Genomic DNA, 16,205 nt, shown 5'->3' with positions numbered 1-16,205 from the left:
AAGTGACTTAGCTATAGTGAGACCTATTCAAATAAGAGCATTGGTATTTCATCAGTATAACAAAAAAGCAGAGCTAAATAGCTCTGCTTTTATACACGATTTTATAAACGATTTTATAAACGATTTTATAAACGATTTTTCAGTTATTAACCCGCTGATTTAATCGATACAAACTCTGGGTATGCATCAACACCACAGTCTGATGCATCCATACCGTTATACTCTTCTTCTTCAGTAACACGAATACCAACAGTTGCTTTAAGGACAAACCAAACAGCAAATGAAGCGGCAAATACCCAAGTGAAGATTGCTACAGCACCAAATAACTGCGAGCCAAAGCTTGCATCAGCATTTGATAATGGCACTAGCATTAAGCCTAGGAAACCACATACACCATGCACTGAAATTGCACCTACTGGGTCATCGATTTTAATACGGTCAAAACCAACGATTGAGAAAATAACCACACCACCAGCAACGACACCGATAACTGCAGACATCAATAATGAAGGTGATAATGGGTCAGCGGTAATAGCTACTAAACCAGCTAATGCACCATTTAAAATCATGGTTAAATCAGCTTTACCCCAAACAATTTTACAAACAATGAGTGCTGATACTGCACCAAATGCGGCTGCAGAGTTTGTGTTAACAAAGATTTTTGCTACTGCTGATGCATTTTCAGCATCTGATACTAATAACTGAGAACCACCGTTAAAACCAAACCACCCCATCCATAGGATAAACATACCTAATGTCGCCATTGGTAAGTTTGAACCAGGAATTGGGTTTACTGCGCCATTCGCGCCATATTTCCCTTTACGAGCCCCAAGTAACAGTACGCCAGCAATCGCTGCTGCTGCACCAGCCATGTGCACGATACCACTACCAGCAAAATCAACAAAACCAGCAGCAGAAATGAAACCACCACCCCATGTCCAGTATCCTTCAATTGGGTAAATAACACCTGTTAATACCACTGAGAAAAGTAAAAATGACCATAGTTTCATACGCTCAGCAACAGCACCAGACACAATCGACATTGCAGTAGCGACAAACACAACTTGGAAGAAGAAATCTGACTCAAGTGCGTGATCCGCATCGGCTGATTGTGACCCTATTAATGAACCAAATGAAGGTAACCAACCCGCTTCAACATTATTAACATACATAATGTTGTAACCGACAAGTAGGTACATGACACAGGCAATTGAATATAAACAAACGTTTTTAGTTAAAATTTCAGTGGTGTTCTTTGAACGAACTAAACCCGCTTCAAGCATGGCAAAACCTGCTGCCATCCACATCACTAACGCACCTGAAATCAAAAAGTAGAATGTATCTAGTGCAAATCGTAATTCTGTTACTGTTGTTCCTAACGCTGCTAACTCTTCCATTTCAGCCCCCTTATAATGCTTCGTTATCAAGCTCACCCGTACGAATACGGATTGCTTGTTCAAGATCAGTTACGAAAATTTTGCCGTCACCAATCTTGCCGGTGTGAGCTGCTGTTGTGATAGCTTCAATTAACATGTCTAAATTTTCAGATTTTGTCGCAATTTCTAATTTTACTTTAGGAAGAAAATCAACTTGATATTCTGCGCCACGATAAAGTTCTGTGTGACCTTTTTGACGTCCAAAGCCTTTAACTTCAGTAACAGTCATTCCCTCAATGCCCATTCCTGCAATTGCTTCTCGGACATCATCCAATTTAAACGGCTTGATGATAGCGCTGACGAGTTTCATCTCGACCTCCAAAAGTGTGATTGTTATAAATTTGTTTGCAATAACAATTCAATCATCAGGCCAAACTTGTAAAATACTGTTTTTATTGAAATATTTAATTTATTGCATTCAATAACCTCAAACTTTCGCACCATATAAGTGCAGCGCTATTTCGGTGCGCACAAGATTAGCGCATCCTTCTCATCTCCAAAATTGACTCAAAAGTGCTATTAATTCATTCGTGTTCTAATAGAAATAAGCACTCAATAACAATTGAAACTCCAAGAAGAAACGTAAACTTACGGATAAAAATCAAAACAACGATAGATTAAAGGATGGGCTAAAGAAGTTGGTATGTTGTCAAAATCTGAGAAGAAAAAGCGTTGCGCTGAGTGGTGTCACACTGGATTTTAGGCATAAAAAAGGCCCTCAAATGAGGGCCTTTAAACATGTAAAATTAAGCATTACGGCTTATAAATTACCCGCTGTTGTCGTTGCTTCTTCAGTCGCTTCAGTCGCTTCTGTAGAGTCAGCTCGCTCTTCTGCTAATAAATCAGCAAGTAGGCTATCAACTTTTGTTTTATCATCTTCAACTGACGCTGCAGCACTTTCGACAATATCATCAGCTTCTGTATTGATGTCGGCAGTCAATTCACTGTCAACGCCTTCTAGTTCTGCTAATAAATCAGCTTGTTCATCAGCCAAAGTCTCATTGATAGACTCATCAACACTGTCAGAAGACGTTTCGCTAACGTCTGCAACAAGCTCTGTCGCCGCTTCAGCTTCAACGGCTTTAGCTGCTGCAGCTTGATCTAACTCAGCGAGGGCTGTTTCAGCATCAATAACTTCAACTGCTGCAGTAGTTTCAACGTTGGCAATACTTGCATCTTCTACTGCTGGTTCAGATTTTGCTGATTGCGTGTTCGTCGTTGAATTAATTTTCGCCATCACGGCTTCGCCTAATTCAGGCTTTATAACTACTGCACCAGCTGCGGCTGCAGCTAATACCACACCGGCAACAACAAATTTAGTCGCACCTGATTTCTTTTGTTGCGCTTTTTCTGCTGCTGCTTTTGCCGCTAACTGAGCTTGAGGATTTGGTTGTGGCTTAATCTCAAGTTTTGACATCGGCTTAGGCGCTGGCATTGGTTCGCTTTCTGGCACGCTATTTAATGGTGCAGGAGTACGAATCTCTTGTGCTTGAGCCGGTTTTTCTGACTTGACTTCAGTCTTAACTGTCATTTCATCAGCGACAAACTCTGGCTTAATCTCAGGCGTTACATCAGGCTTTATTTCAGTTTTTACTTTAGGAGTGTCAACAGCAACGTTAGTAATAGGCTCGGCCATTACGTTAACATTACTCACTTTTGCAGCCTGAGCTATCGGCGCCTCTGCAATAGGCGCTTCAGGCTTTGGGGATGCGTAAGCCGGCTCGTCATTAAAAGGTTGAGAATAAGGAGCAACAGGCTGTTCATCAGCTGCTAGCTCAGGTAATACACCTTGCTCAGGGCCTTTAGTTCTTGCACCTAAGAATTGACCACCATCATAAATTTCCATTTTATGACTCGAAACATCACCTTCAACCACACCAGAGCTTACGATAACGAGACTGTTACAGTGTAATTTTCCTTTGAAAACACCACAAACACGTAACTCTTGACAGTAAAGTTCACCGTCAATTTCGCCACCTACTTCAATTTTAACTTGGTCTGTTGAACGAATAACACCTTTGACTTGACCAGCGATCAAAGCAGGTCCTTTTACCGTCATTTCTCCATCCAATGAAGTCTCGGGACCGATAAAAGTCACCCCATTTCCTTTGTTATTCATACCCAGCAGTATCCTTTTATTATAAATTTTCGACTTATAGTAAACTAACTAATTAAAAACAACAAATAACATTGCGTTTACATAAAATTCACCTTGTAAACATTTCGGATCAATTAAATTGCTAACTCATCACTTATTGCTGGACACTGTGATTAAGAATAATTATTATTCACGAACCTATTGTTAAGGATCTTCAATAGTCGAGTTTTATAAACAAGGATGTGACATGATTGTATCGGATATTTTTTTAGGTGAAATACCTGAAAGTTTGACCCAACAGCTTTGCCAGATTACTGAACTTTTAAAATGTAATACCATTAGCCACGACCCGCTTAACCTCCAGTGGCAAAAAGCAGAGCACCACAAAAAAATTCTACTGCACTATGTCAGTGATCCAAAATTACACATCCCTAACTTATCGGCAGAATTACTTGCAGACGGCAAACATTTGGCTTTTTGCCCTCAACTGACCTCTGACACTGAAAGTTTGCTCATCGCAAATGGGTTTCATGGTGGACTGTCTTTTGATGCATCGATTATTGAGATCATCGAAGCCTTTAAGAATCTGGACAACAATAAATTGTATTTCAGTCATGATGCGATGTCTCATTATATTCAATCAAGAAACCGCCAACCTATTACACAACGTCAAACTGAGCTACTGTCATTAACCACCAAAAAAGAACAGCAAGTGCTGTCTTTGGTTTGCCAAGGCTTATCCAATGAGCAAATTGCAGCAAACTTAAGTATTTCGATTAATACAGTCAAAATGCACATTCAAAACATTTTCAAAAAAACAAATGTTTCAAGCCGTGGACAGCTTTCTTACGTCTTTACACAAGTGTAATTTAGGTTAGTCGCTTATATAGATGTCTGACTTACTAACGAGGTTTACGAAGTTGATCGCGTTTTAGCAGCCGATTGGTTTTAGCACTTTCTTATTCTCGTCTTATTTCGCTCGATATAGACAAGATAGTAATGAAGCCTGAACCATGGGTATGCCTATAAGGGTAGCAAACGACTTCAAGTTGTTTTCAACTCGACGGCTCACACATAGCGCTAGTTATATTTCCCTTAAATACTTGAGCTTGTTTTTAATTGATATATTGTGACTCATAAACCAATCAATATGGTCTTGGCGTGACAACGTTATTAGAACTCTATCAAAGCAAAATAGCACAATCTCAATCATCTCAGTTGCGATTACACGATGATGCTGAACAGCATACAGCGTTACTTGCCCTCAACGAGCTATTTATTCAACTCCAACATAATGTGAATGTTAATGAAGAAGTAGCAGAACTCGCTGATATCAGTCTTCAGCAGCAAGTTGCCAAAGGTGTTTACCTTTGGGGGGATGTTGGTCGTGGTAAAACATTTTTGATGGATTTATTTTTTAATCATCTTAAACAGCAAAATAAGCTTAGATTACATTTTCATCGCTTTATGGCTATGGTGCATCAAGAACTCAACCTCACAAAAGGGATTGCCGATCCTTTAGTGCATATTGCTCGTCATTATGCGGCTCAATATCAAGTCATTTGTTTTGATGAGTTTTCTGTCAATGATATTGCAGATGCAATTATTCTTGCTAGGTTGTTCGAACACCTTTTTGCTCATGGAGTCATCTTAGTCGCCACCTCCAATATTGAAATTAGCCGTTTATATGAAGGTGGATTGCAGCGTGAGCGATTTTTACCTTTTATTGATATTTTACAAACTAATGTAGACGAAATTAACTTAACTGGCGCCACTGACCATCGAATAGCAGTGCAAACTGACCGTTCGCTTGAACAACAAATACAGTTAACAAAGCACATGAGCCACCAAGATTTTGTCACTATTGCAGGACAGCATTATCCCCATCAAGCCGCGGTTTGTGAAACACATAGCTATATCGAAATATGTCATCGTACAATTGCTTTTCAAGCTAAAGTGAATCAAGTGATTTGGTTTAAATTTGACCAACTGTGTGACGGGCCTCGATCTGCTTTAGACTATATCGAGCTCGCAGGCTTATTTAAGCATGTGATTATTGATGAAGTGCCCCAACTTGGAGGTGAAATTAGAACTTGGATAAAAGCACGTGGTACGGAAGATGGGGCTGAAAGTAATAAAACTAGCGAGCGTCAATTAGAATATGCAACCAGTGACGATCCCGCTAAACGGTTTATTAGTTTAGTCGATGAACTCTACGATCAACGCGTATCGTTAACGGTCTGCTCAGAATGGACCATTACAGAACTGTATTCAGGCGGCGCCTTATCATTTGAGTTTCGTAGAACGGTGAGTCGCTTAGTTGAAATGCAGCGCTGGCTCAAACCAGCAACCAAATAAGCTTTATCAGTAACTTGTGATTTTACTGATAAAGCATTACAACTCTAGCTAAGGTGTTTCATACTGTCGATTATTGCACAGTGTGTTTTATCACATCACCGAAGCGACGCATGAAGTTTTCAAACGCTTCGTTATCAGGGTAATCAAATTGATATTTATTATGAAAGTAGATATTAAGCGAAGTTCTGCCATCACTCAGCGTTATTGTGTAACCATCAAAGCCTGTTTCAGCTTGCAGTCCACATAAATGATAGCGAGAGTTGTAGCCATTTTCAGCTTTATGCTTTTCACCACATTCAACGATTTTATTAAAGACCTTTAACGCTTGATAAATATCGATTGCATTTCGCATGCTACATCTCCTGATTGATACCTCTATGATGCTTTCTATAAACAGACTCGACGATTGCACCATTGAGGTGAATACGAGGCGAGCTTATAGTTAGATCAGTCTAGAATAATCGCAATTCAGAACAGTGATAGAGAGCAAAAAAACATCAATGATATGGGATTAAGGTGTAACAAATTGAATCAACGTTGTTGATGATGCTTGGATTTCACTTGATACATTTCTCGATCTGCAATTTCTAAATACTCGGCTATATCAAGTTTTTGATTAGCATGTCGAGTCGCAACTCCCACACTGTAAGCCAGCTCAAATACGTCTTCACTCTGTGAGTTATGGGCGTTCAATGCAGTTTGAAAACGAGCAAGTACGACGTCAACCTGGCCCTTACTGCACTCACTAAACAATACTAAAAATTCATCACCACCAAAACGAGCGATCACATCAGAATCGCGAAATTCTGAGGTAAGCAGTTGAGCAAACTGGTTTAAGGCTCGATCGCCCGCCTCGTGGCCATGATTATCATTAATTTCTTTGAAATAATCTAAATCGAAAAACACTAAGCAACTATCAATATGATTGCGATCCCATGTCGATAATGCTTGCTTTGCTAGCACTTCAAAACCACGACGGTTGGAAATACCTGTCAGCTGATCTAGGGTTGTTTGCTGGATAGAAATAAGCTCTGATACGACCATCTCTGCAAGGTCTTGTAGCGCCAGCATCTCGTCTTTATCTAGCTCTTTGGGTTTATCATCAATAATGCATAAGGTCCCGACTCTCATCCCATTTGGCATTGTCAGTGGGTGACCTGCATAAAAACGAATGTGAGGCGCTTGAGTAACCAGAGGATTATCGCTGAAGCGTGCATCTTTTGAGGCATCGGTAATGACGAATGCTTCAGAGTATTGGATGGCATGACCGCAAAATGATATATCTCGAGGAGTTTCATTCGCGACTAACCCTTGGCAGGATTTAAACCATTGTCGATTTTCATCAATTAAACTGACTAGACAGATAGAAACTGAAAATAACCGTTTTGCTAGGCGGGTAATGCGGTCAAACCGTTCTTCAGCGGCAGTATCAAGCACGTTTAAATTTCGCAGTGTCGCTAAACGCGCAGCGTCATTTTCTGGTATTGGTGCGGTAAGCATAATCCCTGCCAATCAATATTAAACACAATATACTAACGTTAATATCAAATAGCAGATATGGCAATAAATCAATAGGTTAAATTTACTAGTTAGGGTGAACGAATTGACTAACTAACAAGTATGTAGCTAGCAATATAAACGTTAAAGCCACTAGAATATGCGAATTCGATTATTGCCTTTCGGGTTGCAATATTGGTATTAAGCGTATTATTAATCCGCTTCTCCCAAGATATGCTGATAAATATCAATCACCTGAGCGACGTGTTTTTCTGCCTCTGAAACCTCAATTTGTCCTTTTTTCTGTTGCAATGTCAGTCGATGGTTTTCATCTCTTAGCCAGCAGTAGGTCTGCGTTAAGTGCTGCGCAGTCATAAATGGAATCATTTCTAGTTCAGCTAACATTTGAAAGATACGCACGTTATCAGACCAAATCGCCAACTCTTTATGGCTGCTAGCATGGGCTAGCACCAAATACTGCGCCATAAATTCAATATCAGCGATGCCGCCAGGACTCTGTTTTAAATCGAATTTATCAGGACTTACCTTTAATAGATGATCGCGCATTTTAATTCGCATATCCCGAACCAGCTTAGCTAACTCAGGTAAATCACGTGGTTTAGATAAAATCTCAGTTCTAATCTCACTAAAACGGGCGGCCAACGCATTATCACCATAAACAAAACGGGAGCGAACTAATGCTTGATGCTCCCAGTTCCACGCCTCAGCTTGTTGGTACTCTTTAAATTGCTCAACTTCAGTAATTAATAAACCAGATGCACCAGAAGGTCGAAGACGCATATCCACTTCATATAATTCACCCGATGTCGTACGTGTTGCAAACAAATGCACAATTCGTTGAGCAAGCTTCAAATAAAAATGGCCAATACCTATGGGTCTTTTGCCATCAGTTTCACCAGTATTGACGCTATTTCGCAGAAACACTAAATCCAGATCGGATCCGTACCCTAGCTCTATTCCACCGAGTTTTCCGTAACCAATTACCGCAAAGCCCATTTTGTCTGGGCTGGTACCAGCAGGAACACCATGTCGACTCGCCACTTGGTGCCATGCTTGCAATACGACTTGTTCAATTATTGCTTCCGCTAAAAAAGTCAGATGATCGCTGACTTCCATTACCGGTAATACACCTGTGACATCCGCAGCTGCAATTTTTAATTGTTGAGATAACTTAAACTGGCGCAACGCTTCCATTTGCTGCTCCATATCTTCTTCTGGCACCCGCAGCAAATATTGTCTTAGCTCACTAGGGTAATCATCAACAGAGGTGGTGTCGTATAATTGCGCAGGATCAATCAACTCGTCCAATAACATTGGGAAATTGGCAAGTTCTTGGGCAATCCATGGGCTAGCACAACATAAACTAATTAACTGCTGTCGAGCACCAGGGTTTTCGCACAATAACTCAAGGTAGGTAGTGCGGGTTAAAATCTGTTCTAAAACCCCTGATACGGCAGTTAATGCCGCGCTAGGTGAAGCATGCTCTAATAGCTCGGACAATAATCTTGGCATCAGCTTTTCGAGGGTATCTCTTCCTCTTGGGCCAATTGAACGTTTAACCGTTATAGATCGCCACTCAGTTAATGTCGGCCAAAAATTAGCATCGTTCACTAAGTGTTCTTCTAATAGCGCTGCGGCGTTGTCGGGATCTTCAATGACCCATAATTGACTAGTCCAATGTTCCGTTTGTTCATGTGCATCATCGCCACCAACAGTATCGTTGAAGTGTCTATGAATTTGTCGCATTGCTCTATCAATGTCAGCACGCAGCACCGTTTCATTTTCGCAGTTCATCGCAAAACATAAACGCTGCCAGTCGACATCATTATCTGGCAATGTCTGAGTTTGCTTATCATCAATAGCTTGCAGTAAGTTTTCTACTCGGCGAAGTAAGATATAGCTCTTTTTGAGTTCATCAACGGCAAGATACTCGAGTTGACCTAAGTTATATAACGTATCAATTGCACCAAAAAGGCTTTGCTGACGCAGTGCTGGCTCCCTTCCACCTCGAATAAGCTGAAAGCTTTGCACCACGAACTCCACTTCTCGAATCCCGCCCGCTCCCAGTTTTATATTATTGGTAAGCTGACGACGGCGCACTTCTTGCGCAATTAATTGCTTCATTTTACGTAATGAATCGATTGCTGAAAAATCAATGTAACGTCGATAAATAAAGGGTCTTAATAAGTCATGTAAGTCATCGCTAAATTGAGTCCATGGGCCTAATACTCTGGCTTTGACCATGGCATATCTTTCCCAATCTCGGCCTTGTTCTTGGTAATAATCTTCAAGACCGCTAAAGCTCACCACTAATGGGCCACTCTCACCATATGGGCGCAGACGCATATCAACCCGAAAAACAAAGCCATCAACGGTCACTTGATCAAGTAGGTTAACTAATCGCTGACCCATACGTATGAAAAACTGCTGATTAGCTTGGGCACGACGGCCTCCGACAGTCTCGCCATGCTCAGGAAAAGTAAAAATTAAATCAATATCAGATGAAAAGTTAAGCTCGCGCCCACCAAGTTTACCCATACCGAGAATTAATAATGGCTGAGGATTACCTTGTTCATCTGACGGTGTACCAAGCTGCTGACACATTTCTTGATATAGCCAATCTCTCGCGGCAATAACGAGGGCTTCAGCTAACGCAGATAAATCCAGTAATGACTCTTCTAATGCTGAATAATTGCCAAAGTCGCGCCAAGCTAATCTCACCATCTGGAAGTTACGATATTGACGCAGGATTGATTTAACTTCATCTTCAGACTTTATCGAAGCAAGTTTATTTGCTAATTCAATCGCAAAGCTTTGCCTATCGACTTCTGTTAATAAGCCATCAAGTAACAAGCTTATCCATTCAGGGTGGCGACACAATTGTTCTGCAATGTAGTCACTCAAACCAAAGACTGACTTTAATGCCTTTTGCTCGTCGATTGATAACGCATCAATGACTTCGGGCGAAGAATTACCTAACCTCAACCAGTAACGTTCTGCAATTTCTGATAATTCGGCAGATAAAATAGAGTTACTTTCGATTAGCATTATTATTCGATCCCTTCGGCAATTTACACATGATATGGCAGGTTTAATTCGACATAATATGTCGAATTATGCTATACCATTCATAACAAAAGTTTAATGTAAGTCTTAATTGTATATAGCATTAAGATTACTATAACCTGTATAGCAGTTATACCTAACCGTATAAATATTTGGTCGAATATGAATACATATTTATTCGGTTTGTTAATTATTTTAATTTGATTTTTATAGCATTGGAGAAAACATGGCTGGTTTGTTACCCCGTGTCCTCACAGTATTTTCCGGGTTGATATTATGCATCTCACTTTCAGGTTGCGGCGATGACCGTCCTGAAAAAATTGCGCAATATCAGCAATTGTCTCAACAACGAATAACTCAGCTTGGCGCCATGCTAGATGCTGGTGAATTGCGTAATGCCACTTTATTAATGCAATACACGCAATTATTAAAAAGCAGCAAACCCGATCTGGTGCCGCTTTTAGATGAGTTAGCAAAAGATGCTGGCACCACAGGGCCAATGTTTCAATCGCTAAAACGACGCACAAGCGAGCTTTCTGATTCAGCTAACTTTATCGATTTAGATCAACAGCTCGAAGAAGCGCAGAACATTTATCAAGCTGCAGACTCAAGTCTCTATAATGACATGTTGTCTGATCCTGTTAACGTTGTAGCAGACTTATCTGGCGGGCAATTAGCACGGGTGAACTCAATAAGTCGTGAAGCTGCTGCACTGGCTAATGGCAGTGAAGATTTTGGTGCAGGTAGTCAACTCGTCGGTAACCCTTCATATGGTAGCTGGCAAACGAATTCAAGTGGCATGTCTTTTTGGGCGTGGTACGGCATGCACTCGATGTTTTCAAATATCATGAACCCAGTGCGTTATGATCGTTGGTCAAACAATCGTGGTTACAGCTATTACAATGACGTTGGTCGTTATCGCTACACGTCTCCAAAACAAGCAAGTGCTCAAAATCGCACTTATGAAAACACCAAGAAAACCTTTAACTCTCAGGGTAAACAATTTAATAGCCCGTACGCTAAATCCCGTACTGGCTCAACGAGCTTATCACGTCAAAGTACTTCAGCTCCCAAAGCAAGTACCACTGGCACTAGAAGTGCTAGCTCAAGTAAATTCCGTTCGACCTATTCAAAAGACAGCAGTTTTCGTAATTCATCTAGCCGCACAACTCGCGGTGTACGCCGAGGCAAATAAGGAACAATCATGACATTTTTAAGTGACTTCGGACTTACCCTAGACTTAGCGATTATTTTAGCTATCGACATTACCATTGCTGTAATTTTGTTAGCATTAATGCGCTACTTACAAGGTTGGAGTGTGCGTGTTAACAGCCGTGCAGAATTAGCAGACCGTGATAATTTTGCCTTTGGCGTTAGCACCGCTGGTGCAGTATTAGCCTTAGGCATTGTGTTAACTGGCGCCATTACAGGTGAAGCAGCAAACTCATACGCAATGGAAGCAATCGGCATGACCTGCTACGGCGTATTTGGTTTAGTGCTAATTAAATTTGGCCGTTTTTTACATGACAAAGTGGCACTCAATGAATTTGATAAAAACAGCCAAATTGTTAATGGCAATATGTCTGTTGCTATCGTAGATGCAGCAGCTGCAATAGCAACCGCTATCATTATTCGCTCAGTATTAATGTGGGCTGAAGATATTACGGTTGACACCTTTATCGCAATTTTCACTGCATTCTTGATTTCTCAATTAATGCTAGTGCTGCTAACTCGATTCCGTGAACACCAGTACGCTAAGCATAATCAGGGTGACTCAATGCAAAAGGCGTTAGAGCAAGGTCAAGTTGCTATTGCTGTTCGTCATAGTGGTTACATGATTGCAATGGCATTTACTTTTAATGCAGCAAGTCACTTTATCATTTATGATCCGACTGCTTATTTAATGAATATTGTCGGCTGGCTGACATTCTCAGTGATCATGCTTATCGCACTGTCAGTGTTATTAGCCATCGTCAAAAAGTTAGTGTTAGCGCAAATTAACCTCACAGATGAAGTTGAAAAGCAGCATAACGTTGGCGTAGCAGCTGTAGAGCTTGCTATCAGTATTGGTATCGCACTTATTCTTGCGGCATTAATGGCTTAATTCAATGAATAATACTTTGCTTGAACATGGCCAGGAGGGCAGCAACAAGCAAAGCAGTCCTTCTAAACGCAGCTTAGCATGGTTCGATGATGCCCTTTTACTGGGCATCATGGCGCTACTTGCAGGCTGCGGTCTTATCTACGAATACCTATTATCTCACTATGCAGGCCGCATTCTTGGCGCACTAGAAGCTGCGATTTATACCATGATTGGCATTATGATCGTATCTATGGGTATTGGCGCTTTTGCCGCCCGTAAAATTCGCTGTACGTTTACCGGTTTCGCCTTGCTTGAACTCACCGTCGCTTTTTGCGGTTCGCTCGCCATTTTAATCACAGCGGCCGTTATTGGTTTTGGCCAGCAATTACCCTTGATAATCGCCAACACATTAGGCCTGCCACCCGATCATATTCCTGATGGCGGTTTTATCGGGACACTACAAAATCTCAGTGAGTATTTACCTTATATTTGGGGCGTCATTTTAGGCTTGATGATTGGTATGGAAATTCCACTCATCGCTCGAGTTCGCCAATCCCTATCTGAAGAACACCTTCTCCATAATGCTGGTACCATTTATGGTGCTGACTACATCGGCGCTGGTGCAGGCGCTGCAATATGGGTAATGTTTATGCTCTCGCTAGACATTCAGTTAGCAGCAGCATTAACTGCCAGTGTTAACTTATTGGCAGGATTTGTTTTTATATGGCGTTTTTGGCAACAAATTCGCTGGGCTAAATTGATTCTTATTGGTCACTTTGTTGCCAGTGGTGTACTGGTGCTATTGGCGATGCACGGCCCAAGTTGGGAACAAAACTTCAATAATTTATTGTACAAAGACAAGGTTGTTTATGCCGAAGCGACCCGTTTTCAGCAATTAACCTTTACTGAACGCTTACGTGGTAATGGCCAAGAACCTGTCTACTCTCTTTATATTAATGGCCGTTTGCAGTTCTCCAGCATTGATGAGCATATTTATCACAGCTTTTTAGTACACCCAACGATGGCAGCCAGTGCTAGACAAGACAAGGTACTCATCATTGGTGGTGGAGATGGGTTAGGCCTTAAGCAAGTGTTCAAATGGCAACCTAAGTCGGTCACCTTAATGGACTTAGACGAGAAATTAGTCGAGTTATTTACAGCCCCTGATGAAAAAATGCCAGCCCATGTCAGCCAAGCTATGCTGTCACTTAATGGCAATGCGTTAAATGACCCTAGAGTCAACTTGGTGTTCGATGACGCATTTAATGGCGTAGATAACCTGATTAAAGAGAATCAGAAGTTTGATGTCATCATCGTGGATCTTCCAGATCCAAGTCACCCCGATCTCAACAAACTATACTCTGATTTATTTTATCGAAAGCTCGCTGAATTATTGAGCGCCGATGGCGCTATGACAGTACAATCTACCTCCCCATATCATGCGCAGCAGGCATTCATTTCTGTCGGAAAAACCATAGAATCGGCTGGTTTTACCGTACAGCAATATCATCATAATGTGCCAAGTTTTGGTGAATGGGGCTGGAGTATCGCAACTCGCGCAGGAAAAGATGCCAAGTCTCGTTTAGCCCATAATCAGCCACTGCCAATAGAAGAAGACTGGTTAACACCGGGCTTAATTCATGGTGCTTTTGAGTTTCCTGGCAACTTTTATGACGATAAAGATAAGATTAAGACCAATAAAATTGGCTCATTACAGCTTTACCATTATCACTTAGCGTCTTGGTCTGATAACCAAGGGATGAATCTTTTTTAATCTAATAAAGAATAGCCTTGACATAATATGTCTAAGTGCTATCTTTGAAACCTAAGACATAATATGTCAATAAGGACAAATATGAATATCCATAAGATTGCTAACCACTTAACTGAACTAGGCGATGAGAGCCACACAGGGTTGAAGTTTGATTGTTTCCCAATTGATGGTGATGTTGAGGTGTTACAAGTCAACGTTGCTGGTCGCGAAGAGTTACCAGTATTTGTATCAGTAACTGACAACCAAGTTTTGTGTATCAGTTACTTATGGGATGAGAGCGAAGTGAAAGAAGAAACTCGCACTCAAATGTTTGAAACCATGTTGGAGTTAAACATTCCAATGCCACTATCATCATTTGCAAAAATTGACGATAAATATGTGGTTTACGGTGCACTTTCAGTCACCTCAAGCATGGAAGAGATTGAACAAGAATTATCAGTATTGTCTGATAACTGTTTAGAAGTCATCGACGAACTCGTCGAATTTTTGAAGTAAGGAGCCACACATGGGCATTTTAAATAAAATTTTAACGGCGTTTCGCGGCGGTGCTAATGAAGTCGGCCAAAACATTGTCGATGCAAATTCTACCCGTATTTTTGAACAAGAAATCCGTGATGCAGAAAAGCATTTAACCAAAGCTAAGCGTGAATTAACTGACGTAATGGCGAAAGAGATGCAAGCTAGCCGTGAAGTTGACCGCTTAAAACGCAGCATCACTGAGCACGAAGGTTACGCTACACAAGCGCTTGAAAAAGACAACGAAGCTTTGGCTATCGAAGTTGCTGAAAAGATTGCTCAACTGGATCAAGAACTCGCTGACCAAGAAGCCGCTAACGCAAGCTTTTCTGCTCATGCCGTTCGCCTTAAAGATTTAGTTAAGAAAACTGAACGTCAGTTAACGGATTACCAGCGTCAGCTGAGCATGGTGAAAACCACTGAAAGTGTTCAAAAAGCCACTGCCACGATTACTGACTCATTTGCGTCAAGTAACTCGAAGCTAATGAATGCGAAAGATTCTTTAGAGCGCATCAAAGCACGTCAGCAATCATTCGATGATCGCTTACAAGCCTCTGAAGCATTAGCTGAAGAAAACAGCGATAAGTCATTACATGCCAAGCTGGCTGAAGCAGGCATTGGTGAGCAAAAGTCTAGTGCTAATGCAGTACTTGATCGCCTTAAAGCGAAAAAAGGTTAATTAAGCTATGGGATTTCTAAGTGGCCTTTTCGGCAAGAAAGAAGCCCCAAAACGTCAGCTTGACCATGTGAACAAGTTACTCAAGGGAGATATGATCTCCCTTGATGATAGCTTTGCTTTACCTGAGCAACTACGTGGGCAGCAGCTTAAAGTTGAAGAAGTCCATACTTATGAGTATGAGCGCTCTCAGCAATGTGAGTGGTTACTTAGAGGCCACAGCGGTACTGCAATTTATCTCTCGTATCATCAAGAAGATGAGGCTTACTTGAGTTTTTCAATCAAAGTAAACCGAGCGGTGGTAGAGCAGCTGTTTGACTTGGAGCAGTTTAGCCAAATATTTGAAGAACCAGGCAATGTAGAGCTCACGACACTTTCATTGTCGAATGAGTTAGATAGCGAATACGGACGTTGGCTTGCTAGCGCATACCATCAAGTAGAGTTTGGTTGTTTTGGATACTTCCACCGTGAAGATTATCGTGGCCAAAAACCACCTCAAGATGATAGCAGTCAACATCGCGGAAATGCCTTTGAAAGCTATTCTTTAGTCAATAATGAAGATTCTCAGGCTGTCGATATTGAGGTCTACGAAGGTGGCGAAACCGATGTCATGTTAACACTGTACCGCCCAGTAACTGACATTCGTGAGTTTTGGCCAGCGAGTTAACACTGGCAGTATA

The 16,205-nt window shown here is 41.2% G+C and carries 14 protein-coding genes; 8 read left to right on the top strand and 6 right to left on the bottom strand.

Going from position 1 to position 16,205, the window contains the following annotated elements; genetic code table 11:
• Positions 1-146: 146 nt before the first annotated feature.
• The 3 genes from SJ2017_RS03940 to SJ2017_RS03930 form a co-directional block, all read right to left on the bottom strand.
• Entirely contained in the window at positions 147-1,397 is a 1,251-nt protein-coding gene (locus SJ2017_RS03940) for an ammonium transporter (RefSeq protein ID WP_080914929.1), read from the bottom strand.
• A gap of 10 nt (positions 1,398-1,407) precedes the next feature.
• Positions 1,408-1,746 carry a P-II family nitrogen regulator gene (locus SJ2017_RS03935; protein ID WP_055022618.1) on the bottom strand — a complete coding sequence of 113 codons (339 nt, stop codon included), beginning with the start codon at positions 1,744-1,746 and terminating at the stop codon, positions 1,408-1,410.
• Positions 1,747-2,196: 450 nt separating this feature from the next.
• Positions 2,197-3,555, bottom strand: a complete 1,359-nt coding sequence (locus SJ2017_RS03930; RefSeq protein ID WP_080914928.1) for a polymer-forming cytoskeletal protein — start codon at positions 3,553-3,555, stop codon at positions 2,197-2,199.
• A gap of 226 nt (positions 3,556-3,781) precedes the next feature.
• Here SJ2017_RS03930 and SJ2017_RS03925 point away from each other — a divergent pair, with 226 nt between their 5' ends.
• Both SJ2017_RS03925 and zapE read left to right on the top strand, forming a co-directional pair.
• Complete coding sequence (locus SJ2017_RS03925) at positions 3,782-4,402, top strand: helix-turn-helix transcriptional regulator (RefSeq protein ID WP_080914927.1); 621 nt, start codon at positions 3,782-3,784, stop codon at positions 4,400-4,402.
• 293 nt (positions 4,403-4,695) lie between these two features.
• Complete coding sequence (zapE, locus tag SJ2017_RS03920) at positions 4,696-5,892, top strand: cell division protein ZapE (RefSeq protein ID WP_156003144.1); 1,197 nt, start codon at positions 4,696-4,698, stop codon at positions 5,890-5,892.
• A gap of 70 nt (positions 5,893-5,962) precedes the next feature.
• Here zapE and SJ2017_RS03915 read toward each other — a convergent pair whose 3' ends face one another.
• From SJ2017_RS03915 to glnE, 3 genes are all read right to left on the bottom strand, one after another.
• Positions 5,963-6,244, bottom strand: coding sequence for a DUF3081 family protein (locus SJ2017_RS03915; protein ID WP_055022620.1), 282 nt, complete (start codon positions 6,242-6,244; stop codon positions 5,963-5,965).
• Between the two features lie 179 nt (positions 6,245-6,423).
• Positions 6,424-7,392: a sensor domain-containing diguanylate cyclase gene (locus SJ2017_RS03910; protein ID WP_080914925.1), complete on the bottom strand. Its 969-nt coding sequence runs from the start codon at positions 7,390-7,392 to the stop codon at positions 6,424-6,426.
• 210 nt (positions 7,393-7,602) lie between these two features.
• Positions 7,603-10,464 (bottom strand): bifunctional [glutamate--ammonia ligase]-adenylyl-L-tyrosine phosphorylase/[glutamate--ammonia-ligase] adenylyltransferase, encoded by a 2,862-nt coding sequence (gene glnE, locus SJ2017_RS03905; protein WP_080914924.1) that lies wholly within the window; start codon positions 10,462-10,464, stop codon positions 7,603-7,605.
• 238 nt (positions 10,465-10,702) lie between these two features.
• Between glnE and SJ2017_RS03900 the strand changes: the two genes are divergently transcribed.
• The 6 genes from SJ2017_RS03900 to SJ2017_RS03875 all read left to right on the top strand — a co-directional run bounded on the left by SJ2017_RS03900 (position 10,703) and on the right by SJ2017_RS03875 (position 16,192).
• On the top strand, positions 10,703-11,671 hold the full coding sequence (locus SJ2017_RS03900; RefSeq protein ID WP_080914923.1) for a hypothetical protein: 969 nt from the start codon (positions 10,703-10,705) through the stop codon (positions 11,669-11,671).
• A 9-nt stretch (positions 11,672-11,680) separates the two neighbouring features.
• Complete coding sequence (locus SJ2017_RS03895) at positions 11,681-12,580, top strand: DUF350 domain-containing protein (RefSeq protein ID WP_080914922.1); 900 nt, start codon at positions 11,681-11,683, stop codon at positions 12,578-12,580.
• A 4-nt stretch (positions 12,581-12,584) separates the two neighbouring features.
• Complete coding sequence (locus tag SJ2017_RS03890) at positions 12,585-14,333, top strand: polyamine aminopropyltransferase (RefSeq protein WP_080914921.1); 1,749 nt, start codon at positions 12,585-12,587, stop codon at positions 14,331-14,333.
• A gap of 81 nt (positions 14,334-14,414) precedes the next feature.
• Positions 14,415-14,828, top strand: coding sequence for a YjfI family protein (locus SJ2017_RS03885; RefSeq protein WP_055022625.1), 414 nt, complete (start codon positions 14,415-14,417; stop codon positions 14,826-14,828).
• A 10-nt stretch (positions 14,829-14,838) separates the two neighbouring features.
• Positions 14,839-15,528: a PspA/IM30 family protein gene (locus SJ2017_RS03880; protein ID WP_065109827.1), complete on the top strand. Its 690-nt coding sequence runs from the start codon at positions 14,839-14,841 to the stop codon at positions 15,526-15,528.
• 7 nt (positions 15,529-15,535) lie between these two features.
• Positions 15,536-16,192, top strand: coding sequence for a hypothetical protein (locus SJ2017_RS03875; protein ID WP_080914920.1), 657 nt, complete (start codon positions 15,536-15,538; stop codon positions 16,190-16,192).
• Positions 16,193-16,205 lie beyond the last annotated feature (13 nt).

The organism is Shewanella japonica (genome assembly GCF_002075795.1).
GTDB classification, from domain to species: Bacteria; Pseudomonadota; Gammaproteobacteria; order Enterobacterales; family Shewanellaceae; genus Shewanella; species Shewanella japonica.
This window is presented reverse-complemented; position numbering and strand designations above follow the sequence as displayed.

What these genes read in the sequence shown, in the direction of transcription:
- SJ2017_RS03885 (WP_055022625.1), top strand. Translation starts at nt 14,415, where the DNA reads ATGAATATCCATAAGATTGCTAACCACTTAACTGAACTAGGCGATGAG.
- SJ2017_RS03940 (WP_080914929.1), bottom strand. Translation starts at nt 1,397, where the DNA reads ATGGAAGAGTTAGCAGCGTTAGGAACAACAGTAACAGAATTACGATTT.
- SJ2017_RS03925 (WP_080914927.1), top strand. Translation starts at nt 3,782, where the DNA reads ATGATTGTATCGGATATTTTTTTAGGTGAAATACCTGAAAGTTTGACC.
- SJ2017_RS03930 (WP_080914928.1), bottom strand. Translation starts at nt 3,555, where the DNA reads ATGAATAACAAAGGAAATGGGGTGACTTTTATCGGTCCCGAGACTTCA.
- SJ2017_RS03890 (WP_080914921.1), top strand. Translation starts at nt 12,585, where the DNA reads ATGAATAATACTTTGCTTGAACATGGCCAGGAGGGCAGCAACAAGCAA.
- SJ2017_RS03880 (WP_065109827.1), top strand. Translation starts at nt 14,839, where the DNA reads ATGGGCATTTTAAATAAAATTTTAACGGCGTTTCGCGGCGGTGCTAAT.
- SJ2017_RS03900 (WP_080914923.1), top strand. Translation starts at nt 10,703, where the DNA reads ATGGCTGGTTTGTTACCCCGTGTCCTCACAGTATTTTCCGGGTTGATA.
- SJ2017_RS03895 (WP_080914922.1), top strand. Translation starts at nt 11,681, where the DNA reads ATGACATTTTTAAGTGACTTCGGACTTACCCTAGACTTAGCGATTATT.
- SJ2017_RS03875 (WP_080914920.1), top strand. Translation starts at nt 15,536, where the DNA reads ATGGGATTTCTAAGTGGCCTTTTCGGCAAGAAAGAAGCCCCAAAACGT.
- SJ2017_RS03910 (WP_080914925.1), bottom strand. Translation starts at nt 7,392, where the DNA reads ATGCTTACCGCACCAATACCAGAAAATGACGCTGCGCGTTTAGCGACA.
- SJ2017_RS03935 (WP_055022618.1), bottom strand. Translation starts at nt 1,746, where the DNA reads ATGAAACTCGTCAGCGCTATCATCAAGCCGTTTAAATTGGATGATGTC.
- SJ2017_RS03915 (WP_055022620.1), bottom strand. Translation starts at nt 6,244, where the DNA reads ATGCGAAATGCAATCGATATTTATCAAGCGTTAAAGGTCTTTAATAAA.